25 protein-coding genes and 1 pseudogene are annotated in these 23,098 nt (G+C 72.1%); 12 read left to right on the top strand and 14 right to left on the bottom strand.

What is annotated here, in order from left to right; all coding sequences use genetic code 11:
• Positions 1 to 67: 67 nt before the first annotated feature.
• A pseudogene (locus tag ASG96_RS24770) lies at positions 68 to 199 on the top strand (HNH endonuclease signature motif containing protein); the annotation flags it as partial.
• Between the two features lie 307 nt (positions 200 to 506).
• Here the strand turns inward: ASG96_RS24770 and ASG96_RS22125 are convergent.
• From ASG96_RS22125 to ASG96_RS22110, 4 genes are read right to left on the bottom strand one after another with little or no spacing between them, the layout of a single operon-like run.
• Positions 507 to 887 carry a VOC family protein gene (locus ASG96_RS22125; protein WP_056751559.1) on the bottom strand — a complete coding sequence of 127 codons (381 nt, stop codon included), beginning with the start codon at positions 885 to 887 and terminating at the stop codon, positions 507 to 509.
• Entirely contained in the window at positions 887 to 1,411 is a 525-nt protein-coding gene (locus ASG96_RS22120) for an SRPBCC family protein (protein WP_057589418.1), read from the bottom strand. The genes ASG96_RS22125 and ASG96_RS22120 overlap by 1 nt, the downstream gene beginning before the upstream one ends.
• Positions 1,408 to 1,725: a helix-turn-helix transcriptional regulator gene (locus tag ASG96_RS22115; protein WP_057589417.1), complete on the bottom strand. Its 318-nt coding sequence runs from the start codon at positions 1,723 to 1,725 to the stop codon at positions 1,408 to 1,410. The genes ASG96_RS22120 and ASG96_RS22115 overlap by 4 nt, the downstream gene beginning before the upstream one ends.
• A gap of 57 nt (positions 1,726 to 1,782) precedes the next feature.
• Positions 1,783 to 2,271 (bottom strand): CAP domain-containing protein, encoded by a 489-nt coding sequence (locus tag ASG96_RS22110; protein ID WP_057589416.1) that lies wholly within the window; start codon positions 2,269 to 2,271, stop codon positions 1,783 to 1,785.
• Positions 2,272 to 2,414: 143 nt separating this feature from the next.
• Here ASG96_RS22110 and ASG96_RS22105 point away from each other — a divergent pair, with 143 nt between their 5' ends.
• Together ASG96_RS22105 and ASG96_RS22100 are read left to right on the top strand one after the other, a co-directional pair.
• Positions 2,415 to 2,993 (top strand): GNAT family N-acetyltransferase, encoded by a 579-nt coding sequence (locus ASG96_RS22105; RefSeq protein WP_056754325.1) that lies wholly within the window; start codon positions 2,415 to 2,417, stop codon positions 2,991 to 2,993.
• Between the two features lie 9 nt (positions 2,994 to 3,002).
• The gene (locus ASG96_RS22100) at positions 3,003 to 3,590 is read left to right on the top strand and encodes a DNA-3-methyladenine glycosylase I (protein WP_057589415.1); all 588 of its coding nucleotides are present in this window, start codon (positions 3,003 to 3,005) and stop codon (positions 3,588 to 3,590) included.
• 3 nt (positions 3,591 to 3,593) lie between these two features.
• On the opposite strand, the gene ASG96_RS22095 is transcribed toward ASG96_RS22100, so the two are convergent.
• The 3 genes from ASG96_RS22095 to ASG96_RS22085 form a co-directional block, all read right to left on the bottom strand.
• Positions 3,594 to 5,150, bottom strand: coding sequence for an NAD(P)/FAD-dependent oxidoreductase (locus tag ASG96_RS22095; RefSeq protein WP_057589414.1), 1,557 nt, complete (start codon positions 5,148 to 5,150; stop codon positions 3,594 to 3,596).
• Between the two features lie 64 nt (positions 5,151 to 5,214).
• Positions 5,215 to 6,303: an SGNH/GDSL hydrolase family protein gene (locus ASG96_RS22090; RefSeq protein WP_082591966.1), complete on the bottom strand. Its 1,089-nt coding sequence runs from the start codon at positions 6,301 to 6,303 to the stop codon at positions 5,215 to 5,217.
• 166 nt (positions 6,304 to 6,469) lie between these two features.
• Positions 6,470 to 7,567 carry an AI-2E family transporter gene (locus tag ASG96_RS22085; protein ID WP_235509270.1) on the bottom strand — a complete coding sequence of 366 codons (1,098 nt, stop codon included), beginning with the start codon at positions 7,565 to 7,567 and terminating at the stop codon, positions 6,470 to 6,472.
• 132 nt (positions 7,568 to 7,699) lie between these two features.
• Here ASG96_RS22085 and ASG96_RS22080 point away from each other — a divergent pair, with 132 nt between their 5' ends.
• From ASG96_RS22080 to ASG96_RS22060, 5 genes are read left to right on the top strand one after another with little or no spacing between them, the layout of a single operon-like run.
• On the top strand, positions 7,700 to 8,146 hold the full coding sequence (locus ASG96_RS22080; RefSeq protein WP_157611112.1) for a DUF6325 family protein: 447 nt from the start codon (positions 7,700 to 7,702) through the stop codon (positions 8,144 to 8,146).
• Positions 8,143 to 8,460 (top strand): SHOCT domain-containing protein, encoded by a 318-nt coding sequence (locus ASG96_RS22075; RefSeq protein WP_057589411.1) that lies wholly within the window; start codon positions 8,143 to 8,145, stop codon positions 8,458 to 8,460. Before ASG96_RS22080 ends, ASG96_RS22075 begins: the two co-directional genes overlap by 4 nt.
• Positions 8,461 to 8,467: 7 nt before the next feature.
• Positions 8,468 to 10,171 carry a SulP family inorganic anion transporter gene (locus ASG96_RS22070; protein WP_057589410.1) on the top strand — a complete coding sequence of 568 codons (1,704 nt, stop codon included), beginning with the start codon at positions 8,468 to 8,470 and terminating at the stop codon, positions 10,169 to 10,171.
• Between the two features lie 55 nt (positions 10,172 to 10,226).
• Positions 10,227 to 10,916: a PH domain-containing protein gene (locus ASG96_RS22065; RefSeq protein ID WP_057589409.1), complete on the top strand. Its 690-nt coding sequence runs from the start codon at positions 10,227 to 10,229 to the stop codon at positions 10,914 to 10,916.
• Between the two features lie 51 nt (positions 10,917 to 10,967).
• A complete protein-coding gene (locus ASG96_RS22060; protein ID WP_057589408.1) occupies positions 10,968 to 12,731 on the top strand; it encodes an AMP-binding protein in 1,764 nt (587 codons plus the stop codon).
• Here ASG96_RS22060 and ASG96_RS22055 read toward each other — a convergent pair.
• Positions 12,721 to 14,394: a metallophosphoesterase gene (locus tag ASG96_RS22055; protein ID WP_235509269.1), complete on the bottom strand. Its 1,674-nt coding sequence runs from the start codon at positions 14,392 to 14,394 to the stop codon at positions 12,721 to 12,723. The genes ASG96_RS22060 and ASG96_RS22055 overlap by 11 nt on opposite strands.
• A gap of 102 nt (positions 14,395 to 14,496) precedes the next feature.
• On the opposite strand from ASG96_RS22055, the gene ASG96_RS22050 reads away from it, so the two are divergent.
• Complete coding sequence (locus tag ASG96_RS22050) at positions 14,497 to 14,697, top strand: hypothetical protein (RefSeq protein WP_056751592.1); 201 nt, start codon at positions 14,497 to 14,499, stop codon at positions 14,695 to 14,697.
• Positions 14,694 to 15,377, top strand: a complete 684-nt coding sequence (locus ASG96_RS22045) for a histidine phosphatase family protein (protein ID WP_056751594.1) — start codon at positions 14,694 to 14,696, stop codon at positions 15,375 to 15,377. The genes ASG96_RS22050 and ASG96_RS22045 overlap by 4 nt, the downstream gene beginning before the upstream one ends.
• An 8-nt stretch (positions 15,378 to 15,385) precedes the next feature.
• On the opposite strand, the gene ASG96_RS22040 is transcribed toward ASG96_RS22045, so the two are convergent.
• The 4 genes from ASG96_RS22040 to ASG96_RS22025 form a co-directional block, all read right to left on the bottom strand.
• Positions 15,386 to 16,018 carry a bacterial proteasome activator family protein gene (locus ASG96_RS22040; protein WP_056751596.1) on the bottom strand — a complete coding sequence of 211 codons (633 nt, stop codon included), beginning with the start codon at positions 16,016 to 16,018 and terminating at the stop codon, positions 15,386 to 15,388.
• A 133-nt stretch (positions 16,019 to 16,151) separates the two neighbouring features.
• Positions 16,152 to 16,763 carry a hypothetical protein gene (locus ASG96_RS22035; protein ID WP_057589406.1) on the bottom strand — a complete coding sequence of 204 codons (612 nt, stop codon included), beginning with the start codon at positions 16,761 to 16,763 and terminating at the stop codon, positions 16,152 to 16,154.
• A 110-nt stretch (positions 16,764 to 16,873) separates the two neighbouring features.
• Positions 16,874 to 17,851 (bottom strand): NAD(P)H-quinone oxidoreductase, encoded by a 978-nt coding sequence (locus ASG96_RS22030; RefSeq protein ID WP_057589405.1) that lies wholly within the window; start codon positions 17,849 to 17,851, stop codon positions 16,874 to 16,876.
• Positions 17,852 to 17,861: 10 nt separating this feature from the next.
• Positions 17,862 to 18,644, bottom strand: coding sequence for an IclR family transcriptional regulator (locus ASG96_RS22025; protein ID WP_057589468.1), 783 nt, complete (start codon positions 18,642 to 18,644; stop codon positions 17,862 to 17,864).
• A 100-nt stretch (positions 18,645 to 18,744) separates the two neighbouring features.
• On the opposite strand from ASG96_RS22025, the gene hutH reads away from it, so the two are divergent.
• Both hutH and hutU read left to right on the top strand, forming a co-directional pair.
• Positions 18,745 to 20,328: a histidine ammonia-lyase gene (gene hutH, locus ASG96_RS22020; protein ID WP_057589404.1), complete on the top strand. Its 1,584-nt coding sequence runs from the start codon at positions 18,745 to 18,747 to the stop codon at positions 20,326 to 20,328.
• 43 nt (positions 20,329 to 20,371) lie between these two features.
• The gene (hutU, locus tag ASG96_RS22015; protein ID WP_056751608.1) at positions 20,372 to 22,027 is read left to right on the top strand and encodes a urocanate hydratase; all 1,656 of its coding nucleotides are present in this window, start codon (positions 20,372 to 20,374) and stop codon (positions 22,025 to 22,027) included.
• A gap of 90 nt (positions 22,028 to 22,117) precedes the next feature.
• On the opposite strand, the gene ASG96_RS22010 is transcribed toward hutU, so the two are convergent.
• Positions 22,118 to 22,495, bottom strand: a complete 378-nt coding sequence (locus tag ASG96_RS22010; protein ID WP_056754334.1) for a DUF2256 and DUF3253 domain-containing protein — start codon at positions 22,493 to 22,495, stop codon at positions 22,118 to 22,120.
• Between the two features lie 34 nt (positions 22,496 to 22,529).
• Positions 22,530 to 23,063, bottom strand: a complete 534-nt coding sequence (locus tag ASG96_RS22005; RefSeq protein WP_082588448.1) for an aminoacyl-tRNA deacylase — start codon at positions 23,061 to 23,063, stop codon at positions 22,530 to 22,532.
• Between the last annotated feature and the right edge of the window lie 35 nt (positions 23,064 to 23,098).

Below are 23,098 nucleotides of genomic sequence, written 5' to 3'. Positions count from 1 at the left end.
GGAGACCGACGGGCACCCCGTCAACGTCGGCCGCGCCCAGCGCGTCGTCCCGCACCGCACCCGGGTCCTGGTCCTCGACCGCGACCGCGGCTGCCGGTTCCCCGGCTGCGGGACCACCCGACACCTCGAGATCCACCACCTCCAGCACTGGCGCGACGGCGGACCCACCGACACCACCAACCTCCTGGGCCTGTGCCCGNCCACGACGGCCACCACCGCGGCGAGTTCACCATCACCGGCGACCCCACCCGACCCGACGGGCTCACCTTCCACACCGACACAGGCCTGCTCATCGGCCCACCCCAGCGACCACCAACCCCGCACCCACCACACCTCACCCTGGCCCCCGACCCAGACCCCCGCGCCGACCAGAAACAGCCCGACCGACGCCGGCCACCAGCCAGACTCGGGCGGCGCTACCCCGCCCCCAGCGGCGCACCCCTGCACCTGCACCTCGTCGACCTCACCCCGACCCGACGCGTCGCCGGCGAGGTCAGCATGACCACTCAGCTGTCGAAGAGCTGCCGGACGCCCCAGGTCGACAGGCAGAACGGGTGGCCGGCCGGGTCGGCATAGACGACGCAGTGGTCGTTCGGCTGGAACTCGAGACGCGTTGCTCCGGCCGCGCTGGCCCGCGCCCCGGTCGCCTCGAGGTCGTCGACGCGGAAGTCGAGGTGCAGGTGCATCGGGGTGGAGCCGCCGGGCCAGGTCGGCGGCTGGAAGTGCTCGACCTGCTGGAAGGCGATGAACGCGTCTCCACTGGAGACCGCGGCCCAGTGCGACGTGCCTCGCGCGACCCCACCGGTGATCTCGGCATAGAACTGCGCGAGCTCGAGTGCGTCGGGAGCGTTGACCGTGGTCCCGTCGAACCGGATCGTGTCGGACATCAGTGGTCCGTCAGGTTCTCGTAGTCAGGAGTCAGGGCGGTCCAGCGCTCATGCCAGGCAGGGGCGGCGGTCTGCTCCGACCAACCGTCGGGGTGGACCGGACCGCCGGTGCGCAGCGACCGCCCGAGGTCCTCGAGGTGCACCTGCCAGCCGGCGCCGTAGAAGTGGAGCTGCCCGACCGGCAGCCCGCGCTCCTCGACGACGAGCCGGGTCTGCGACCCCTCGGCGGTGAGCCAGGCCTCGATCTGGCTCTCGTCGTCGGTGCCGGGCTCGGTCGTCAGCAGCAGGTGGTGCGGCGCGTCGCAGACCTCGACCGTCGCCGGTCCCGTCCACGTGCTCGTGAAGACGGCATGGACCGTCCCACCCACTCGCAGGTCGCCGGACACCTCGGCGATCCAGCGGGCCAGCCGCTCGGGGTTCGTGCAGGCCTCCCAGAGGTCATGGATGTCGGTGTCGTAGACGTCCTCCACGCGGACTGCGCCGCGGGTGTCGTCGAGGGCGCGCATCGTTCCGGTGAGCTTCACTTCCGTGCCTTCTTTCCTCGTGCGATCTCGGTGTGCAGGGCATCGAGCCGGTTCTGCCACAGGGCCCGGTAGCCGTCCAACCACTCGTCGACCTCCATGAGCGCCTCAGGGTGCAGGGTGTAGATCCGGCGCTGCGCCTCCTGGCGCACGTCGACGAGCCCGGCCTCACGGAGCACCCGCAGGTGACGCGAGACGCCGGGTCGGGCGATCGGCAGGGCGTCGGCCAGCTCGCCGGCGGTCGCCGGGTGGTCGCGCAGGATCTCCAGCACCGTGCGTCGGCTCGGGTCGCTCAAGGCCTGCAGTACCGCGTCCATACTTCGACCGTACCCGATCGGGTACGTACCCACAAGGGTACTCAAAAGAGAAGGGATTCAGCCGCCGAAGTCCTGCGTCCAGTAGGAGCGGTAGGGCCCACCGACCGCCGAGCCGACCCCGATGGCCGTGTAGCGGCAGTTGAGGATGTTGGCCCGGTGTCCCGGGCTCTTCATCCACGCGTCCATGACGGCCTTCGGCGTGGGATAGCCGGCCGCGATGTTCTCGCCGATGATCGAGCCGGTGTAGCCCTGTGCCCGGATGCGCTGCGCGAAGGTGCGCCCGTCGAGGCTGGTGTGCGAGAAGTAGCGACGCTTCGCCATGTCGATCGAGTGTGCCTGCGCGGCGCGCGAGAGGCGCGCGTCGAGCGCCAGCGCGCGGCACCCGGCCTTGGTCCGCTGCACATTGGCGAGCTGGATGACCTGGTTCTGGACGCTCACCGTCGCGGCCTCGGCCGCCTGCGGCGACCCGACCGCCGGGGCGGCGAGCGCGGCGGACGCAGCGGCGACGAGCGCCAGGCGGGTGCGTAAGGGCGTAACGGTCTGCATGGGTCCTCCGAGGTGACTGCGGGCGGATGCCGTCCAGCCACGGTACGGAGGTCCGTGACCCCATGTCGGCAAAACGGACATATCCACCTCGCGACCGTGGCGGTGACGAAGCGCTGTCGCCACCGCTGGCTAGCGTGGTCGGCATGAGCATCGAGGTGCGGCCGGCCACGCACGCCCGGTTCGGCGACGTCGCGACCATGCTCGGCCCGAAGAACCCTGCGTCGACCGTGTGCTGGTGCCTGAGCCACCGCATCGACGCGAAGACCAGCAAGGCGCTCGTGGGTCCGGCGCGCGGGGAGTTCGTCCGGGCCCTGACGCGCCGCCGGGTCGCGCCGGGCGTGCTGGCCTACGACGGCGACGAGGTCGTCGGCTGGGCCGCCGTGGCCCCCCGCGCCGAGCTGCCCTTCGCCCGCTCGACGAAGATCCCGCACGTCGACGACCTCGCCGTGTGGTCGCTCTGGTGCATCCGGGTGCGCCCGGGCCACCGCGGCCAGGGCATCGCCCTGCCGCTCCTCGAGGGCGCCGTCGACTACGCCCGCGCGAAGGGCGCGCCGGCCGTCGAGGGCTACCCCGTCGACAACCGTGGGCGCAAGGTCGACCTGACGATGGCGTACGTCGGCACCCGCGCCCTCTTCGAGAGAGCGGGCTTCAGCAAGGCGGCCGACACTGACGCCGTCTCCGGGGGCTTCCCCCGCGTCGTCATGCGCCGGGCGCTGTCCTAGGGTCGCGGCATGACGGTCGTTGGTGCTGACGGGCTCGCCCGCCCCACGTGGGCCTCGGTGGACCCCCTCCTCATGGACTACTACGACACCGAGTGGGGGGTGCCGATCCGCGACGAGCGCGGCCTCTACGAGCGGATCTGCCTCGAGGGCTTCCAAGCGGGACTGTCGTGGGCGACGATCCTTCGCAAGCGCCCCAACTTCCGGGCCGCCTTCTCCGACTTCGTCCCCGACGTCGTGGCCACCTACACCGACGCCGACGTCGAGCGGCTGCTCGGCGACGCCGGCATCATCCGCCACCGGGGCAAGATCCAGGCTGCCATCACCAACGCCCGGGCCACCATTGCCCTGCGCGACGAGGGTGGACTCGTCGACTTCGTCTGGGGCTTCCGGCCCGCCGACACCCCGCGCCCGATCGACCACTCCGAGGTGCCCACCGTCTCCGACGAGAGCAAGGCGCTGTCAAAGGCCTTGCGCAAGAAGGGCTTTGCCTTCGTCGGCCCCACGACGATGTATGCCTTGATGGAGGCCGTCGGCATCGTCGACACCAATCTCATGGGCAGCCACCGACGTGGCAGCTCGGGTGTCTGGCCCGACTAGCCCTCAGCCGAGGACCGCCCGCGCCGCGTTGTGGCCGGGGATCGCACTGACCCCGCCGCCGCGCCGGGCCCCGGCTCCGCCGAGCAGCACGTTGTCGTATGCCGTCTCGACACCCCACGTGCCCACCTCGGAGTCCCGCTCGGCCCAGGGCCACTGCAGCGAGCGGTGGAAGATGTTGCCGCCGGGCAGGCCGACCGACTGCTCGAGGTCGACGGGGCTCTTGACCTCGATGCAGGGGTTGCCGTTGCCGTCACGGGCGAGCACCGACTCGATCGGCTCGCCGAGCACCGAGTCGAGCGAGCGCAGGGTCGCGGCCAGCGCCTCCTTCGTCGCGGTCTCGTTGTCGTCGCGGAAGAGACGGGCCGGCAGGTGCAGGCCGAAGAGGGTCAGCGTCTGGGCGTCGCCGGCCGCGAGCTCGGGCCCGAGGATCGAGCGGTCCGAGAGGGTGTGGCAGTAGATCTCGCACGGCGGCAGGTCGGGGATGTGCCCGTCGCGCGCGGCGGCATACGTCTGCTCGAGCTGGGCGTAGCCCTCGTTGATGTGGAACGTCCCGGCGAAGGCTGCCGCCGGGTCGACGGCGCCGTCGCGGAGCCGGGGGAGGCGCGTCAGCAGCATGTTGACCTTGAGCTGGGCGCCCTCGACCTCGGGCTCGGTGTCGACCGGGTCGGCACCGGCCGCGGCGAGCAGGCGGTTGAGCACGGCCGGCGCACAGCCGGCGACGAGGGTGCCGCCGACGGCACTGCCGCTGCCGGCGCTCCCGCCGGACCAGGCGACCTCGCCCGTCGACGGGTCGACCGAGGTGACCTCCGCCCCGGTGACGATCGTCGCGCCGGCCGAGGCGGCCGCTGCCGCAAGGGAGTCGGTGAGCGCGCCCATGCCCCCGACGGGGACGTCCCAGTCGCCGGTGCCGCCGCCGATGAGGTGGTAGAGGAAGCAGACGTTCTGGCGCAGGTCGCTCTCACCGAGCGAGGCGAACGTGCCGATGAGGGCGTCGGTGGCGATGATGCCGCGCAGCGTGTCGTCGTCGGTGACCGACTCGATGAGCTCGCCGACCGGCCGGGTCGTCAGGGCGTCGAAGAGCTCAGGGTCACCGGAGAGCGCGCGCACCTCGTCGCGCGAGCGCAGCGGTTCGAGGACCGTGGGAAAGACGTGTCCGGCCACCGCGGCCATGCGCCGGTAGAAGTCGCTCCACCCGGCATACGCCTCGTCACCGCCGGTCAGCGCGCGGAAGGCCGCGCGGGTCGCGGCCTCGTCGCCGTGGTCGACGAGCAGGCCGCGGTCGGGGTCCGACGGGACCGGCGTGTACGACGAGAACCGTCGCCGGATGAGCCGGAGGTCGAGGTCGAGGTCGGTGAGCACCTGCCGCGGCAGCAGCGACACGAGGTAGGAGTAGCGCGACAGCCGCGCGTCGACGCCTTCGAAGGCCCGGGCGGACACGGCAGCGCCGCCCACCCGGTCCGATCGCTCGAGGAGGAGGACAGTCCTTCCCGCGCGGGCCAGGTAGGCGGCGGCCGTCAGGCCGTTGTGACCGGCCCCGATGATGATGTCGTCGTAGCGCACCCGGTCAGACTAGGTGCCGTGTCCGGGCGACGCCCCACGACCTCACCACTCCTTCACCGCGTGGTCACCGCGTGGCCGCGGCCTGCCTCGCGGCGTCCTGGCGAGCCGCGTAGAGCCGGTCGGCGGCGTCGATGCTGGCGCGGCTGCTCAGGTCGACCCCGGCGCGGGCCGCGGCGGCGCGCGCCGCGGACGTCGTGAGGTCGGGAGCCACGAAACGCTCCGGCGTGATCGTGCGGTCCACGGCGGCATACCGCTTCGCGTCGCGGGCGAGCGAGTCGGCGGACGCGACCGCCTTCGCCTCCGCCTGCGCGGCCGACAGCTTGAGCGCGAGCCCGAACGCCGGCTTCGTCACGACGGCGTAGCCGTCACGGTGACCGGCGACGTTGGGGTGGTAGCTCTCGCCGACCGGGTTGCTCAAGCCGTTGAGCCACTCGACGTCGTCGCACACGGCGTGACCGACGAACTTCGAGGTCGGGTTGACGAACGTGAACCCGGCGTTCGAGGCGGCCGTGGCCGTCTTCGAGTTGAGCAGGTCCGCGGTCGCGTTGAGGCGTGCCTCCTCGGTGGGCGAGAACCACGTGAAGGCGTTGCAGTCCTCGCCGTTGAAGATGCGGGGGTAGCCGACGACGATGACTCGGGCGTTCGGGGCCTTGGCGCGGATCGAGGAGTAGAGCGTCGCGAGGCGTCCGGGGATCGTGTTGTTGATGGTGCCCTGGGCGGTGTCGATGGCGCCGTTGCAGTTGCTCAGCCAGCTCGGCTGCGCACAGGTCGTCAGGACGCTCGAGAAGCCGGCGTCGTTGCCGCCCACCGAGATCGTGACGTAGGCCGTCGTGCTCGAGAGCGCGGCCAGCTGGGTGTTCGTCACGTTGGCGACCGTCGCCCCGGAGCACGCCCGGAAGCTCAGCGCCAGGCCGAGGGCCGAGGCGTCGAGCGAGGGGTAGGCGTAGACCGAGCGCTGGCACGACGTGCCGTCGCTGATGTAGGTCCGGGTGCCGGTCCCTGAGGAGTAGGAGTCGCCGAGGGCGACGTAGGTCGTGCCGGCTGCGACGGCGGGGGCGCCGAGGGCGAGCGCGGCCCCGAGACCGATGAGGGCGAAGAGGCCGGCGCCGAGGGCTCGCCGGCGGGGGGATGACATGAGGGACCTGCGCTTCACGACACACTCCTTTGTGGGTGGAAGGCTTGCTGACGCTGAGCACTGCAACCGCGAGGGGCGGCACCCGCCGGCCACGGTGTGTCCCGCGTCACACGTCCCACTACCGGACAGTAGGGCCGCCACCCCGGCCCCGCGACCCGAACGCTCGGACCCGTCGTCGGGCGGGTCAGGACGGCGACGCGGGCCGGTCCCCGAGGAGACCGCCGAGCCATCGGGTGTCGGGGTCGACGTCGACGAGGAGGGCCTTGACGAGCAGCGTCAACGGGATGGCGAGCACGGCGCCGACAGCACCGATCAGGAGCGACCAGACGACGAGGGACAGGATCGTCACGAGGGCCGAGAGCCCCACCGCGTCACCGACGACCTTCGGCTGGATCACCGACTGGATGATGAGGTTGATGACGCTGTAGACCACGACCACGAGGACGAACGAGCCCCACCCGCCGTCGAGCAGCGCCAGGATCGCCGGCGGCACGAGGCCGATGAGGAAGCCGATGTTGGGGATGTAGTTCGTGATGAACGCGAGCACGCCCCACAGGAGCGCGCCGGGCACGCCGATGTACCAGAGGAACAGGGTGTCGAAGACAGCGACGATGGCACCGAACACCGTTGCCACGACGAGGTATCGACGCGTGCCGTGCGTGAAGGAGCCCATGGCCGAGACGAACGCGGGACGCTCGGTGCGCAGGGTGGTGAGCGTCTCGGAGAAGCCCCTCGCGTCCATCGCGGAGAAGAGCACGAGCGCGAGGACGAAGACGAGGTTCGTCACGAGCGAGAGGATGTCCGAGAGCAGCGAGGTGAGGACGGCGCTCGCACGCCCGAGGTCCAGCGACGACGCGAGGGCCTGCGTCTGCTCCGGCTTCACCCCGCGCGCCGCGAACCAGTTCGTGATGTCGGCGACGATGGCCGTGAGGTTGTCGGCGTACTGGGGCAGGAGACCCGCGAGCTCGGCGCCCGACACCACGATGAGCAGGGCCAGGCCGACGACACCGAGGTAGATCGCGACGACGACGGCGAGCGTCCCGAGCCAGTGCGGCAGACCGCGGCGGACCATGGCGTTGCGCACCGGGAAGGCCGCGATGGTCAGGACGAGCGCGAGGAAGAGCGGCCCCAGGATGCCGGAGACGAGGTGGATGCCGAACGCCACGACGAAGCCCGCTGCCAGCGCCACGAGGATGAGGACGCCGCGCGGCACCGGTGGCGTCGCGGCGACCGGGCGCGCGGGCCGTGCAGGGCGTGCGGGCGGCGCGTCCGGTGAGGTCATGGCATCCATGGCAGCACCGGGCTCGTCATGGGGGCCTCACCCTGCCGGGGTGATGCCCCTGACCTCAGGTCGCCGGAGCATGAAGGCGAGCGACGTCGGCACGGCGCCGCCACGAACCGGGGAGGGAGTCCCATGTCGACTGCGACGGGGCCCATCGGCCCAGTGGACCTGGCGGTCATCGGATTCCGCGGGGAGCTGCGGCAGAGCGGCATACGCGATGCGGTGGCGCGAGCCGTCGACCGAGGGGCCGTGCGCGTGCTCGACGTCCTCCTGGTCCGCAAGGACGACGACGGCAGCGTGCTGATGTTCGATGCCGAGTCCCCCGAGGGGGCTGAGGAACTCCTCGGCTTCCCGACGGTCATGCCCGACCTCGTCGGCGAGGAGGACGCGCTCGCGATCGCCGCCGAGATGGACCCGGGCACGACGGTGCTCGTCATCGCCTGGGAGAACGTGTGGGCGTCCGAGATCGCCGCCGAGGTGCGCGAGCTGGACGGCCAGCTGCTCGTCCTGGAGCGGCTGCCGCGTGAGGACATCGAGGTGGCCCTGACGGCCATCGCGTCGAGCGAGGAGGGGTCATGAGGGGACGCAGGGGACGGCCCGGTCTGCTCGGGGTGGCGGCCCGCACGGCCGTCGTTGCCGGCACGGCGACCGCTGTGAGCGGGAAGGTGCAGCAAAGCCAGCAGGCCAAGGCGCAGCAGGCGGCGGACGCCGAGGCGCAGGCCGCCGCGACCCAGCCGCCACCGCCACCGCCACCGCCACCGCCACCACCGCCCTCCGCCCCCGCGGTCGACGACATGCTGGCCTCGCTCGAACGCCTGGCGGCACTGCACGCGCAGGGCATCCTCACCGACGAGGAGCTGGCGCAGCAGAAGGCCCGCATCCTGGGCGGCTGATCCACCCGTGGGGGCAGCGACCCCGGGAGCGCGAGCCCTGGCGCGGCTGAGGAGCCGATCGCTGCTGGCCGACCTCAAGGCAGGACTCGTGCTCGGCGTCGAGAGCGTCCCCGACGGGCTGGCGAGCGGCGTCCTCGCGGGCGTCAACCCGCTCGCGGGGCTCTACGGCTACCTCTACGGCATGGTGGGCGCCGCGCTCTTCACGAGCAGCACGCTCATGGCCGTCCAGGCGACCGGGGCCATGTCGCTCGTCGTCGCCGACGCCGACCTGGGGTCGCGCCCCGACCCCGAGCGGGCGCTCTGGACGCTGGCCGCCCTGACCGGCGTCGTCATGATCGCGGCGGGGCTCCTGCGGGGTGGAGTGCTGCTCCGCTTCGTGCCGAGCTCGGTCATGACCGGCTTCGTCACGGCCGTCGGCGTCAACATCGTGCTCGGGCAGCTCGGCGACTTCACGGGAGCCGAGACGTCCGGCGCCAACCGGATCATGCGCACCCTCGACCTGCTCCTCCATCCGTGGCGGATCGACCTCATGACCCTGCTCGTCGGGGTGGTGACGCTCGTCCTCATCGTCGGGCTCCAGCGGACCCGCCTGGGCGCGCTCGGCCTCGTGGTCGCGATGGCCGTGGGCTCCCTCCTCGCGGGCGTGCTCGGGTGGCTCTTCGACGCGGACGTCGCCGTCGTCGGCGACATCGCGGCCGTCCCTCACTCGCTCCCGCTGCCGGCGCTGCCGTCGCTCGGCGACGTGCCCTACCTTGCGTTGCCCGCGGTCTCGCTCGCGTTCATCGGACTCGTGCAGGGCGCCGCGGTCTCGGCTGCGGTGCCCAACCCCGACGGGCGCTCGTCCGTCGCCTCGCGTGACTTCATCGGCCAAGGGGTCGGCAACGTCGTCTCCGGACTCTTCCGGGGCATGCCGGTCGGCGGCTCGATGTCGGCGTCGTCGCTCGTCGCGACGGCGGGCGGCCGGACGCGCCTCTCGCTCGGCTTCGCCGGCGGGGTCATGGCACTGGTCGTGCTCGTGCTCGCCGACGTCGTGGCCCTGGTCGCCCTGCCGTCCATCGCGGCGCTGCTCATGGTCGTCGGCGCCGGCGCGGTGAAGCCGGCGAGGGTGCAGTCGGTCATGCGCACGGGGACCGTCCAGACCGTCGTCCTCGCCCTCACCTTCGTGCTGACCCTGCTCATCCCGGTGCAGTACGCCGTGCTCGTCGGGGTCGCCCTCGCGATCGTGCTCCACGTCGTCGAGCAGTCCAACCGGGTGCGGGTCGCCAGCCTCGACCTCGACGCCGACGGGAGGGTGCGTCAGGGCGAGCCACCGGACACGGTGCCGGGCGGCGAGGTGCTCGTGCTCCAGCCGTACGGCTCCCTCTTCTTCGCCAGCGCCCCGACGTTCCGGGCCCTGCTGCCGCGCGTCGACGAGGGGTCGCGGCACGCCGTCGTCGTGCTCCGGCTGCGCGGGGTCGACCAGATCGGGCTGACCCTCATCGACGTGCTCCGCGGCTACGCGAGGGAGCTCCACGCCCATGACGGCGTCCTCAAGCTCGTCGTCGACAACCGGCAGGTCCTGCACCAGATGGAGGCAGAGGGGCTCGTCGGCCTCGTGGGCCCCGACCACGTCTACCTCGGCACCGAGTGGCTGGGCGAGACCACCCGCCGGGCCCGGGCCGACGCACTGCGGCTCCTCGCCGAGTCGGGCCCGGCCGACGAAGAGGCCTGACCGCCTAGGCTGAACGTCAACAGGTGTGGTCCGAGGGGACCGTGACGACAGGAGGATGACCGTGGGCTTCCCGGAGAACGTGCTCGCCAAGGGAGAGAAGGTCGAGCGCGACCTGCACCCGCACTGGCTCACCGTCGTCGTGCCCACGCTCTTCGGCCTGCTGCTGGCCGCGGCCTGCATCACCGTCGCGCGCGCCACCCCCGACGACGACACCGGCAACCGGATCCAGTGGATCGCCGTGGCAGTGTTCGTCCTCGTCGCCGTCCCGGCGGTCTTCGTGCCCTACCTGCGCTGGCGCACCACCCACTACGTCATCACCTCGCACCGCGTCATGGTGCGCCGAGGCATCCTGACGAAGAACGGCAAGGACATCACGCTCTCGAAGATCACCGACGTGAGCTTCCAGCAGACCGTGGTCGACCGGATCATCGGCGCGGGCTCGCTGCACATCGAGTCGGCCGGCGACAGCCCCGACGAGAACCTCACGAACATCCCGCGCAGCAACGAGGTCCAGCAGCTCATCAACCGCCTCATCGACGAGGACGACCTGCGCCGGCGCACCCACGGCCGCGGCATCGCCGACGCCCCCGGCTCTGACCCGGCCTCCGCGTCCGGTGACGACGGCTACGACGACGACACCACGGCGATCCCGCCCCAGCGGTCCGGGCGTCCCGACCGGCCCGAGCTCGCCGAGGAGCGCCGCCGCCCGCGCGACCTCGGTGACGGCAGCGACCAGGCGCTCTGAGCTCGTCGCCGTCCTCTGCCGCACCGCAGGCGCGTGTGGCATCGTCGGGTCATGACCTCCACTGTCGACGAAGCCGGTGTGACCGCGACCTACCGGGCCGCCCGTGACGAGCTCCTCTCCCTGCGTGGCGACCATGCGCGCGCCGTCCGCGAGTTCACCTTCCCCGACGTGGGGGACCGCTGGAACTGGGGCGTCGACTGGTTCGACGCCGTCGCCCGGGGCAACGACGGCGCCTGCCTGACGATCGTCGAGCAGGACGAGTCGTCGAGGTCGTACTCCTGGGACGAGATGGCCCGCCGCTCCGACCAGGTGGCCGCGCGGCTCGCCGCCCTCGGTGTCCGCCGGGGTGACTCCGTGATCCTCATGCTCGGCAACCAGGTCGAGCTCTGGGAGTCGATGCTCGCCGTCATCAAGCTCGGTGCCGTCGTCATGCCCACGACGACCGCCGTCGGCCCCGGCGACCTCGTCGACCGGATGGAGCGGGGGGCCGCCCGCGCCGTCATCACCAACGCGTCCGAGGTGCACAAGCTCGACGACGTGGCCGGCGACTACGCACGCGTCGCCGTCGGTGGAGCCGACCCGGCGGGGACCGCCACGGACGGCTGGGAGCGCCACGAGGCGGCATACGACCTCGACGTCCCGCCCACCGAGCACCCGGGCACCGGGCCCGACGACCGCATGCTCCTCTACTTCACGTCCGGCACGACGAGCCGCCCCAAGCTCGTCGAGCACACCCAGCGCTCCTACCCCGTCGGGCACCTGTCGACGATGTACTGGATCGGGCTCCAGCCCGGCGACGTGCACCTCAACATCAGCAGCCCGGGCTGGGCCAAGCACGCGTGGTCGTCGTTCTTCGCGCCGTGGGCCGCCGAGGCGACGGCGTTCGTCTACAACTACAGCCGCTTCGACCCCGCCGCCCTGCTGCGGGTCCTGCGCACGCACGAGGTGACGTCGATCTGCGCGCCGCCGACGGTGTGGCGGATGCTCATCAAGAGCGACCTGTCGGGCGGCCCGGGGTCGCTGCGCGAGGTCATCGGCGCCGGCGAGCCGCTCAACCCCGAGGTCATCGCCCAGGTCGACAAGGCGTGGGGGCTGACCATCCGCGACGGCTACGGCCAGACCGAGATGACGGCCGCGGTCGGCAACACGCCCGGCTCGACCGTCAAGCCCGGCTCGATGGGACGACCCCTGCCCGGCTGCCCGGTCGTCGTCGTCGACCCGATCACGAATGTCCTTGTCACAGAGCCGGACTCGGACGGCAACCGCGAGGGCGAGATCTGCCTCGACCTGTCGCAGCACCCGGTGCCGCTCATGACGGGCTACCAGGGTGACGAGCAGCGCAACGCCGACGCCATGGCCGGCGGTTTCTACCACACCGGCGACGTCGCCTCGGTGGACGCCGACGGCTACATCTCCTTCGTGGGCCGCACCGACGACGTCTTCAAGGCGAGCGACTACAAGATCAGCCCGTTCGAGGTCGAGTCGGTCCTCATCGAGCACCCGGCCGTCGCCGAGGCCGCCGTCGTGCCCGCGCCCGACCCGGTGCGCCTGGCCGTGCCCAAGGCGTACATCGCCCTCGCCCCGGGCCACGAGCCCGGCGAGGACGTCGCGCGCTCGATCCTCGCCCACGCCCGCGAGAAGCTCGCGCCGTGGCAGCGGGTGCGACGCATCGAGTTCTACGAGCTGCCCAAGACGATCTCCGGCAAGATCCGCCGGGTCGAGCTGCGTGGCCGGGAGAGCGACCTCGAGGCGGCCGGAGCCGGCCAGCCCGAGAACGAGTGGCGCGACGACCAGTTCCCCGACCTCAAGGGGTGAAGGTCGAGGAGGTCGGGGCCGCAGAGGTCGTCGTCGACGGCGACGCCGGTTCCTGCGGCACGAGGGGCAGGGAGCGCACCGTCGTCTCGTCGATGCGGCTGCAGATGCGCCTGGCCGGGTCCGGCTGGTCCTGACCCGGCTGCTGCACGGTCGGCGCCACGGGTCGGTAGGGGTCGATGCGGGCGCCGCTGATGACCTGGACGCTGTCGTAGGCGGGGCGCCCCTCGAGCAGGTTGCGGAACGAGTAGCGCGTCAGCGAGGTCAGCTCGCACGACGTGCCGAACTGCGCGACGTCGAAGGAGTAGGGCTGCCCGTCGAGCTCCTCGCCCGGCCCCTCGGAGTAGTGCGAGACGACGCCTCCACCGGTGAAGGTGCCGACCTGGATCCGGTTCCCCTCGATCGCCGGCGTGTGCATGTGCCCGTTGACGAGCAGGCGCCCGCGCTCGACCTGCTCGGCGGCATACGGCTCGTGCGTCACGACGACGTCGGGCTCGGGCTGGTCGGCCACGGCCGCGTTGTAACGGTCGGCCGCGGGCTTGGCCTTGGCCGTCGGGTCGGCGTTGTCGTCGCCGAAGTAGCGCGGGTCGTTGAAGCCGGTGATGCGCAGGCCGTGGAAGGTCAGCTCCCGCAGCGACCCCGCGGCGTCCTCGAGGAGCACGACGTTGGGGATGCGGCCGAGGCGCGAGAGGACCGCACGGTCGGTCGGGGACGACTGGTCGTGGTTGCCGCTCGTGAAGATGTAGGGCACGCCGAGCGACTGGATGGAGGCGTAGAGGCCTGCGGCGTCGCCCTCCTGCACGCGGCCGAAGTTGACGAGGTCGCCGCTGTCGATGACGGCGTCGACGTCCTCCTCCTCGATGATCGTGCGCATCAGGGCGTACTGGTTCGCGCCGTGGATGTCGGAGACGAGCAGGAAGCGGGCCGAGACGGGCTCGTTGACGTTGCCGGCGACGTACTTCTGCTGGAGCGCCTGCGTCACCGCGAGGAGGTTGCGGAAGTAGGGCGTCACCTGGTTGGCCCGCGCCTCGACGTCCGCGAGGAGCCCGGCGTTGCGCTGGACGACGCCGAGGACGCCGGTCGTGCGGTACTCCGCGAAGCGGCTCGGCTGGTAGGTCAGGGCGATCCCGCCGAAGGTGACGACGGTCGCCACCACCATCGCCGACGCGACGAAGATCACGTGGTGGCGGCGGGTGTTGCGCTGCCGGATGTAGTGCGAGGCGAGGGCGAGGAGCACCGCGATCGCCGTCGCGCCGAGGACGAAGCGTATGCCGACGCCGACCCCCGCCTGAGCGATCGCCGACGAGATCTCGTCGGAGGACGGCTGCAGGGCCTTGATGTCGACGTTGGGCCGGGTGAAGAGGTTGGTGATCTCCTCCCGCACGGCGACCTGCACGTCGAGGCCGGGCGCGACAATGGGAGAGGCGAACTGGACGTCGACGTCCCCGACGATCGTGGGCGCGTGCAGCACGGGGGAGTGGCGCGGCACGGGGTCGAGGCGCAGGACGGCGCGGTACTGCGACGTCTCGGCGACGGTCGGCGCGAGGTTGGTCGCGGCGACCCCGCCGAGGTAGCAGGCTGCGAGCACTGCGAGCCACTTGAGCACGTGCGAGGCCCGGCGCAGCCAGGGGCTGTCACCGGTCAGCAGGTCGCCCACCTGTCGCATCGACTCACCCTAACCGGACCGGACGTGTCACCCGGACGGTGCCGCCCGTTCACGTCGGCGTGCTGCGATGAGGATGTCAGCGCACCGCAGCGAGGGGGAGTCATGGGGTCGACTCGTCGCAAGGCCGTCGTCGTCACGGCGCTCGTGGCGTATGCCGTCCTGCTCGTCCTCGGCCCGCGCGTCCTCGGCGGGTCGGCCGGGGTCGTCATCCTCGTGGCGAGCTTCGTCGTCGGCTTCGCGTGGCTCGTGCTGCTCGTCGCCCCGTGGGCGGCGCGTGGTCGCGACCGTAGTCTGAGGCGGTGAGCCTCGAGCACCGACCGACCCGGATCATCCTCGTGCGACACGGCGAGTCCGAGGGGAACCTCGACGACACCATCTACGAGCGGGTCCCCGACCATCGGATCGGCTTGACACCCAAGGGATTCGAGCAGGCGCGCCAGACCGGTGCCGTCATCCGGGACGTGCTCGACGGTGAGTCGGTGGAGGTGTACGCCTCGCCCTACGTCCGCACCCGGCAGACGGTCGAGGCGATGGCTCTGCCGGTCGCTGCGGGTGACGTGCGGGTCGAGCCGCGCCTGCGCGAGCAGGACTGGGCCAACTTCCAGGACCCCGTCGACATCGCCGAGCAGAAGGCGCAGCGCGACCGCTACGGCCACTTCTTCTACCGTTTCACCGAGGGGGAGTCCGGCTCGGACGTCTACGACCGGGTGTCGACGTTCCTCGAGTCGATGCACCGCAACTTCGAGACGCCGGCCGCGCCGCGCAACGTCGTGATCGTGACGCACGGCCTGACGATGCGGCTCTTCTGCATGCGGTGGTTCCACTGGGGCGTCGACTACTTCGAGTCGCTCGACAACCCCGGGAACGCCCAGCCCGTGGTCCTGCTGAGGCAGCCGGACTTCCGCTACAAGCTCGAGGCCCCGTTCACGCAGTGGGACACGGGCGTCGTGCCCACCGAGCGCGAGCGCTCCAGCTGGCTCTGACCCTCGGGTCAGAGGTACTGGCCGGTGGGGCCCGGGTCGCCCGGGTGGTGCTCGCCCGGCTGCATGCCGGGAGGCGTCCCGTAGGTGACGCCCGGGCCGGGCGGCAGGGCGCGCATCTGCTGGAGCTGCTGCTGCGCCGCCATCTGCTGCGCGACGAGCGCCGTCTGGATGCCGTGGAAGAGCCCCTCGAGCCAGCCGACGAGCTGGGCCTGGGCGATGCGCAGCTCCGCGTCGGACGGGGAGTCGTCGCGGAACGGCAGCGCGATCCGGTCGAGCTCGGCGACGAGCTCGGGCGCGAGGCCGTCCTTGAGCTCCTCGATGGAGCGGTGGTGCACGTCGGCGAGGCGGCGGCGCCCGGCCTCGTCGAGAGGAGCGTTGCGCACCTCCTCGAGCAACTGCTTGATCATCGAGCCGATGCGCATGACCTTGGCCGGCTCCTCGACGAGGTCCGCCGGGTTGGTGCGCTCCCGCTCGCGTCGCTCCTCGCGGCTCTCCGCGTGGGTGTGCTTGCCATCGGCGGGGTCGTCGTCCTGAGCGTTCGCGACGCCCATGCCGTCGGGGGTCACGACGACGATGCGCGGCTCGTCGCGCTGGGAGTCGGTGTCGGTGCCCTGGCCCTGTCGGCTCGCGTCGTCGCTCATGCGCTCCATCCTGCCTCACGCGCCGGTCTGGATGGTCGGGGCCCGTGCGTCCCCCGTCAGGTCGCACGGGCGTCCAGGCGCGACGAGGCACCCGCCCTCAGGTCGAGCCCGAGGGCGGGCAGGTGCGAGGTTGTCAGCGCGCGCCGGCCGTGGCGAACCACGGGTGGTGGAGGTCGTGGTAGCTGACGTCGCTCATCAGCGCCATCATCTCGTCCATCTCCGCCTGGGTCTCGGGGGGCGGGCTCTTCTGCTCGCCCTCGCGCGCCGCGTCCTCGGTGCGGAAGGCCATCGTCTGGGTGAAGAAGCCGTCGGCGTCGATCGCGATGGTGCCGCCGATGATGTCGGGGCGGGCCTCGTGGAGCATGTCCATCGGGCCCTCCATCATGTGGCGGAAGCGCTCCGCGTCGCTGAGCCGGCCCTGGATGACCTGGACGAAGCCGGCGTCGTCGCTGCCGCCGTCGAGCATCATCGTCACGTCGTCGCAGTCGTGGAAGCTGGCTTCTCCGTCGAAGAGCCGAGCCGTCTGCTTCCACCATGCGCCCTGCTCGGGGCGGGCCGAGTTGGCCTCGGCCGAGGCCCGCGAGTCGAAGCGGACCACGCCGACGAACTCGCCGTCCTCCGTGATGCCGTACGTCCCGCCGAGCCAGCCCTGCGCGCCCGGCTCGAGTTCCTCGCGCCACCGGTCCATCTGCCGGTGGATGGCGTCGGCGTCGGTGCACCGACCCTGGATGACCTGGATGAACACCGTGAACCTCCCGTTGCGATCGGGGGCCGCTTCGAGCCGAAGTGGCCCATCGATCGACGGTACGCCGGTCGCGTCGGACGCGTCAGGGGACGAGTCCGACACGACCGGATTCAGGTGGTGAGGAGGATCTTGCCGATGTGGCCGGAGGCCTCCATCTCGCGGTGCGCCTCGGCGGCGTGCTCGAGCGGGTGCCGCGAGTGGATGACCGGCCGCACCGCGCCAGCTTCGAGGAGGGGCCACACGTGCTCGCGGACGGCGGCCACGATGGCGGCCTTCTCCGTGGCGGGGCGGGCCCGCAGCGACGTGGCGATGACGGCGGCGCGCTTGGCCAGCAGCATGCCCATGTCGAGCTCGCCCGTGCGGCCGCCCATGAGACCGATGGTCACGAGACGACCGCTGATGGCGAGGGCCTCGACGTTGCGGGCGAGGTACTTCGCGCCCATGTTGTCGAGGATGACGTCGGCGCCATGCCCCTTCGTCTGCTCGCGGACCCGCTCGACGAAGTCCTCCTCGCGGTAGTTGACGAGGAACTCGGCGCCGAGGTCGCGGCACACGTCGAGCTTGGCCTGGCTGCCGGCCGTGACGGCGACGTGCGCGCCGACCGCCTTGGCGAGCTGGATGGCCATGGTGCCGATGCCCGAGCTGCCACCGTGGACGAGCAGCACCTGGCCGGGCTGGATGTTGGCGACGAGGAAGACGTTGGACCACACGGTGCACGTCACCTCCGGCAGTCCGGCTGCGTCGATGAGCGAGACGCCCCGCGGCACGGGCAGCACCTGCTCGGCGGGTGCCACGACCTGCTCGGCATAGCCGCCGCCGTCGATGAGGGCGCACACCTCGTCACCGACCCGCCAGCCCTCGACGCCGTCGCCGAGCGCCGCGATCCGGCCACTCACCTCGAGGCCGGGATACTCCGACGCACCGGGCGGCGGCGGGTAGTGCCCGAGGCGCTGCATGACGTCGGCGCGGTTGACGCCCGCGGCGACGACGTCGATGAGAACCTGCCCCGCCTTCACCTCGGGCTCGGGCACCTCGTCGAGGAGCAGGCTGTCGGCGTCTCCGGGCTCGGGGATCGTGATGGCGCGCATGGGTGCGAGCCTATTGACCTCGACGGCCGGACGAGGCGCTGGGGCTGAGGCGGCGCGCGATGTCGTCGGCCGCCAGACGGGCCCGCGCCACGAGCTCGGCCACGTGCTCGGCGCCGGCGTCGGGGGTGCGCAGCGTCAGGGCGATCGCGGCGAGCGGCCGTCCCGCCCGGTCGAGCACGGGCACGGCGACCGACGACAGGTCGGCCGTCACGGTGCCCTCCTCGCGGGCGTAGCCGTCGGTGCGCGTGCGGGTGAGCACGCTCCGCAGCTCGGCGAGCGACCGCGGCCCGCCGCCGCTGCGCTGCAGGAAGGAGGCCCGGTCGGGGTAGAGGGCGCGCACCTGGGTGGCGGGGAGCGCCGACAGCATCGCGAGACCGCTCGCCGTGAGGTGCGCGGGCAGGCGCACGCCGACGTCGGTGACGAGCATCGGCTGCCCGGGCGCGCGCTCCTCGAGGAGGTAGATGACGTCGCGCCCGTCGAGGGTGGCGAAGTGGGCGTTGCGGCCGCTCTGGTCGACGAGCCGGCGCATCGCCGCGCGGGCGACGCGGGCCAGGGGCGCCTGCCGCTGGTAGGCCGAGCCCAGCTCGTAGGCCGCCTGGCCGAGGCCGAAGCGCCGCTCCTCGACGTAGTGGGTGACGTAGCCGCGGCTGTGCAGGACCTTGAGCAGGTGGTAGACCGAGCTGCGGGGGAGCCCGAGGTCGCGGGCGATGGACGCGGCCGGCACCGGCTCGGCGTGGCGGGAGAGGTGCTCGAGGACGTCGAGCGCGTTGGCGGCGGCCGGGGCGTTGGACATGTGGGCCACCTCCAGTCCACGATCGAGCAAGTCTCGCATCCGAGACAATTGTCCCCCCTCGTGGGCCGCCGCGCCAGCCGTTCGGCGGTTCGATGGAGGCATGAACGCAGCACCCGCCCCCGTCGCCGCCTCCGCCTCATTCGCCGGCACCGTCACCGTCGGCACCGGCCCGCTCTCCATCGACGACGTCGTCGCCGTCGCCCGCCACGACGCCCGGGTCGAGCTGTCCGCCGAGGCCGAGGCCGAGATCGCCCGCAGCCGCGAGGTCATCGAGGACCTGGCCCACGACACGGTCGCCCACTACGGCGTCTCGACCGGCTTCGGCGCGCTCGCGACCCGCCACATCCCGACCGCCCTGCGTGCCCAGCTCCAGCGCTCGCTCGTGCGCTCGCACGCGGCCGGTGCCGGCCCCGAGGTCGAGCGCGAGGTCGTGCGCGCCCTCATGCTCCTGCGCCTCTCGACCCTCGCGACCGGACGCACCGGCGTGCGCCTCGAGACCGCGAGGGCGTATGCCGCCCTGCTGAGTGCCGGCATCACCCCGGTCGTGCACGAGTACGGCTCGCTCGGCTGCTCCGGCGACCTCGCGCCGCTGGCGCACTGCGCGCTCGCCGCCATGGGCGAGGGCCCCGTGCGCCTCGCCGACGGCACCCTCACTGACGCGGCAACCGCCCTGCGCGACAACGGGATCGAGCCCGTCGTCCTCGCCGAGAAGGAGGGCCTCGCCCTCATCAACGGCACCGACGGCATGCTCGGCATGCTCGTGCTCGCCATCCACGACCTGCGCCACCTGCTCAAGGTCGCCGACGTCTCGGCAGCCATGAGCGTCGAGGGACTCCTCGGCACCGACGACGTCTTCGCCCCCGACCTGCACGCCCTGCGCCCGCAGGTGGGCCAAGGAGCATCGGCCGCCAACATCCGCGCCGTCATGGCTGACTCGCCGATCCGCGAGTCGCACCGCACCGAGGAGTGCACCCGCGTGCAGGACGCGTACTCCCTGCGGTGCGCACCGCAGGTGCACGGCGGCGCCCGCGACACCGTCGAGCACGCCGCCCGCGTCGCCGCGGCCGAGCTGGCCTCGGCCGTCGACAACCCCGTCGTCACCCCCGACGGCCGCGTCGAGTCCAACGGCAACTTCCACGGGGCGCCCGTCGCCTACGTCCTCGACTTCCTCGCGATCGTCGCCGCCGACGTCGCCTCGATGGCCGAGCGCCGCTCCGACCGCTTCCTCGACCAGGCCCGCAACCACGGCCTGCCGCCCTTCCTGGCCGACGACCCCGGCGTCGACTCGGGCCTGATGATCGCGCAGTACACCCAGGCCGCCATGGTCTCGGAGATGAAGCGCCTCGCCGTCCCCGCGTCGGTCGACTCGATCCCGAGCTCGGCCATGCAGGAGGACCACGTGTCGATGGGGTGGTCTGGCGCCCGCAAGCTGCGCCGCTCGGTCGACGCCCTCGGCCGGGTCCTCGCCATCGAGGTGCTGACGGCGGCGCGCGGCATCCAGCTGCGGGCCCCGCTCGAGCCCTCGCCCGCGACGGGCGCGGTCATCACGGCCCTCGCGGCCCGCACCAACGCGGCTCCCGGCCCGGACCGCTTCCTGGCCCCCGACATCGAGGGCGCCCACCAGGCCGTGACCGACGGCGACGTCCTCGCCGCCGCGGAGTCCGTCACCGGCCCCCTCCGCTGAGCGACCCGGCATACCAACGTTTTCCACCTCGAAGGAGAGTGACATGGAAGGTGCACGACCCGTCCGCGCGGCGCGTGGGACGACCCTGACGGCGCAGTCGTGGGCCACCGAGGCCCCCCTGCGGATGCTCATGAACAACCTCGACCCCGAGGTGGCCGAGCGCCCCGACGACCTCGTCGTCTACGGCGGCACCGGTCGCGCGGCCCGCGACTGGAAGTCCTTCGACGCGATGGTCCGCACACTGACCACGCTCAAGCAGGACGAGACGATGCTCGTGCAGTCCGGTCGCCCGGTCGGCGTCATGCAGACGCACGAGTGGGCACCGCGCGTGCTCATCGCCAACTCCAACCTCGTCGGCGACTGGGCGACGTGGCCCGAGTTCCGCCGGCTCGAGCACCTCGGGCTGACGATGTACGGCCAGATGACGGCCGGGTCGTGGATCTACATCGGCACCCAGGGCATCGTCCAGGGCACCTACGAGACCTTCGCCGCCGTCGCCGAGAAGAAGTTCGGCGGCACGCTCGCCGGCACGCTCACCCTGACCGGCGGGTGCGGCGGCATGGGCGGCGCGCAGCCGCTCGCCGTCACCCTCAACGACGGCGCCTGCCTCATCGTCGACGTCGACCCCGCCCGCCTCCAGCGCCGCGTCGAGCACCGCTACCTCGACGAGGTCGCCACGGACCTCGACGACGCGATCGAGAAGGCGCTCGCGGCCAAGCGCGAGCGCCGCGGCTGGTCGGTCGGGGTCGTCGGCAACGCGGCCGAGGTCTTCCCCGAGCTGCTCCGTCGCGGGGTCGAGATCGACATCGTCACCGACCAGACGTCGGCGCACGACCCGCTCAGCTACCTGCCCGAGGGCGTCGACCTCGCCGACTGGGCCGAGTACGCCGAGAAGAAGCCCGAGGACTTCACCGACCGGGCCCGCGCCTCGATGGCCAAGCACGTCAAGGCCATGGTCGAGTTCCAGGACGCCGGCGCCGAGGTCTTCGACTACGGCAACTCGATCCGCGACGAGGCCCGCCAGGGTGGCTACGACCGGGCCTTCGAGTTCCCCGGCTTCGTCCCGGCCTACATCCGACCGCTCTTCTGCGAGGGCAAGGGCCCGTTCCGCTGGGCCGCGCTCTCGGGCGACCCGCGCGACATCGCCGCGACCGACAAGGCCGTGCTCGAGCTCTTCCCCGACAACGACCGGCTGCACAAGTGGATCCGCGGCGCGCAGGAGCGGATCGCCTTCCAGGGCCTGCCTGCCCGCATCTGCTGGCTCGGCTACGGCGAGCGCGACAAGGCGGGTCTGAAGTTCAACGAGATGGTGCGCACGGGCGAGATCTCGGCGCCGATCGTCATCGGTCGCGACCACCTCGACAGCGGTTCCGTCGCGAGTCCCTACCGCGAGACCGAGTCGATGGCCGACGGCTCCGACGCCATCGCCGACTGGCCGCTGCTCAACGCGCTCGTCAACACGAGCTCGGGCGCGAGCTGGGTCTCGATCCACCACGGCGGCGGCGTCGGCATCGGCCGCAGCCTGCACGCCGGCCAGGTCTCGCTCGCCGACGGCACCGACCTCGCGGCGCAGAAGCTCGCGCGCGTCCTGTCGAACGACCCCGGCATGGGTGTCATCCGCCACGTCGACGCGGGCTACGACATCGCCGACCGCGTCGCGCACGAGCGCGGCGTCCGCGTCCCGATGCAGGAGGGCTGAGAGGGCGTATGCCGTCCCCCTCGTTCGATGTATCGCGCGGTCACCCATGACCGTGCGATACATCGAACCGCGCGGGTGTGCAGGGCGGGCTCAGCGGGGGCGGCGCACCGTGATCGGGCCCTTCGCGTGGTCCGGGTCGATGACCCGGCCACCTTGGATGATCTGGGCGCGCCCGGCGGCCACGAGCCGCCGGGCGGCGTTCCGGGCCGGCTCGACGAGCTGCTCCCAGTCCGCGCCACCGACGGCCCTGGCCGCCTCCGACGGGTCGACCGTGGCCGAGGCGGGGTGTGCCCTGACGAGCTTCGTGAGGGCGTCCTCGAGCTCGAGGTCGACGGGCGTCAGACCGTGCTTGCGGCAGTTGTCGGAGCACCAGCGGACCGTCGCCCAGTCGCGCTCCCAGGCCTTGCGCCACGTGATCGTGCGGCCGCATCGAGCGCACGGTTTGGTGGGCAGCGGGGTGCGTGACATGTGCACAGTCTGCGCCCTCGGGGCCGCGGGGGCGTCAACGGTCCTTGCGGACCTCCTCGTCGGAGATGTCGGCGACGGTCGCGTCGAAGAGGCGGATGACATCGTCGCCGTTGACGGTGAGGCCGATCCCGTGGCCGCCGCCGCCGAGCGAGATGCGGCGGCCGACGAGGTGGGTGTCGGCGATGACGGGCAGGCGCGCAGCGGAGCCGAAGGGCGTGATGGTGCCGCGCTCGTAGCCCGTGACGGCCTTCGCGGCGTCGGCGTCGGGCATCGAGATGCGGTTCGTGCCGAGCAACGCGCGCACCTTGGCCCACGAGAAGGTGCGGTCACCGGGTACGAGGACGAAGACGTGGTCGTCCTCCGCCCGGCGCACGACGAGGGTCTTGATGAGGTCACGCGGCTCGATGCCCCGGGCGGCGGCCGCCTCCTCGAGACTCGAGACGCGCCCGTGCCGGGTCACCGTGTGCTCGATGCCAGCCGCGAGGACCGCGTCGACCGCCGGCGTGCGGATCGGCGGTTCCGAGCCCGAGTCACTACGCTCTGCGGTGTCATCGCGGTCAGGGTCCATGTGACAGAGCCTAGTTATGCCGCCGGACGCAGGCG

The sequence above is a fragment of the Terrabacter sp. Soil810 genome (assembly GCF_001429645.1).
Classification (GTDB): Bacteria; Actinomycetota; Actinomycetes; order Actinomycetales; family Dermatophilaceae; genus Terrabacter.
The sequence above is the reverse complement of the archived record's forward strand: the minus strand, read 5'-3'. Positions and strand labels throughout refer to the sequence as shown.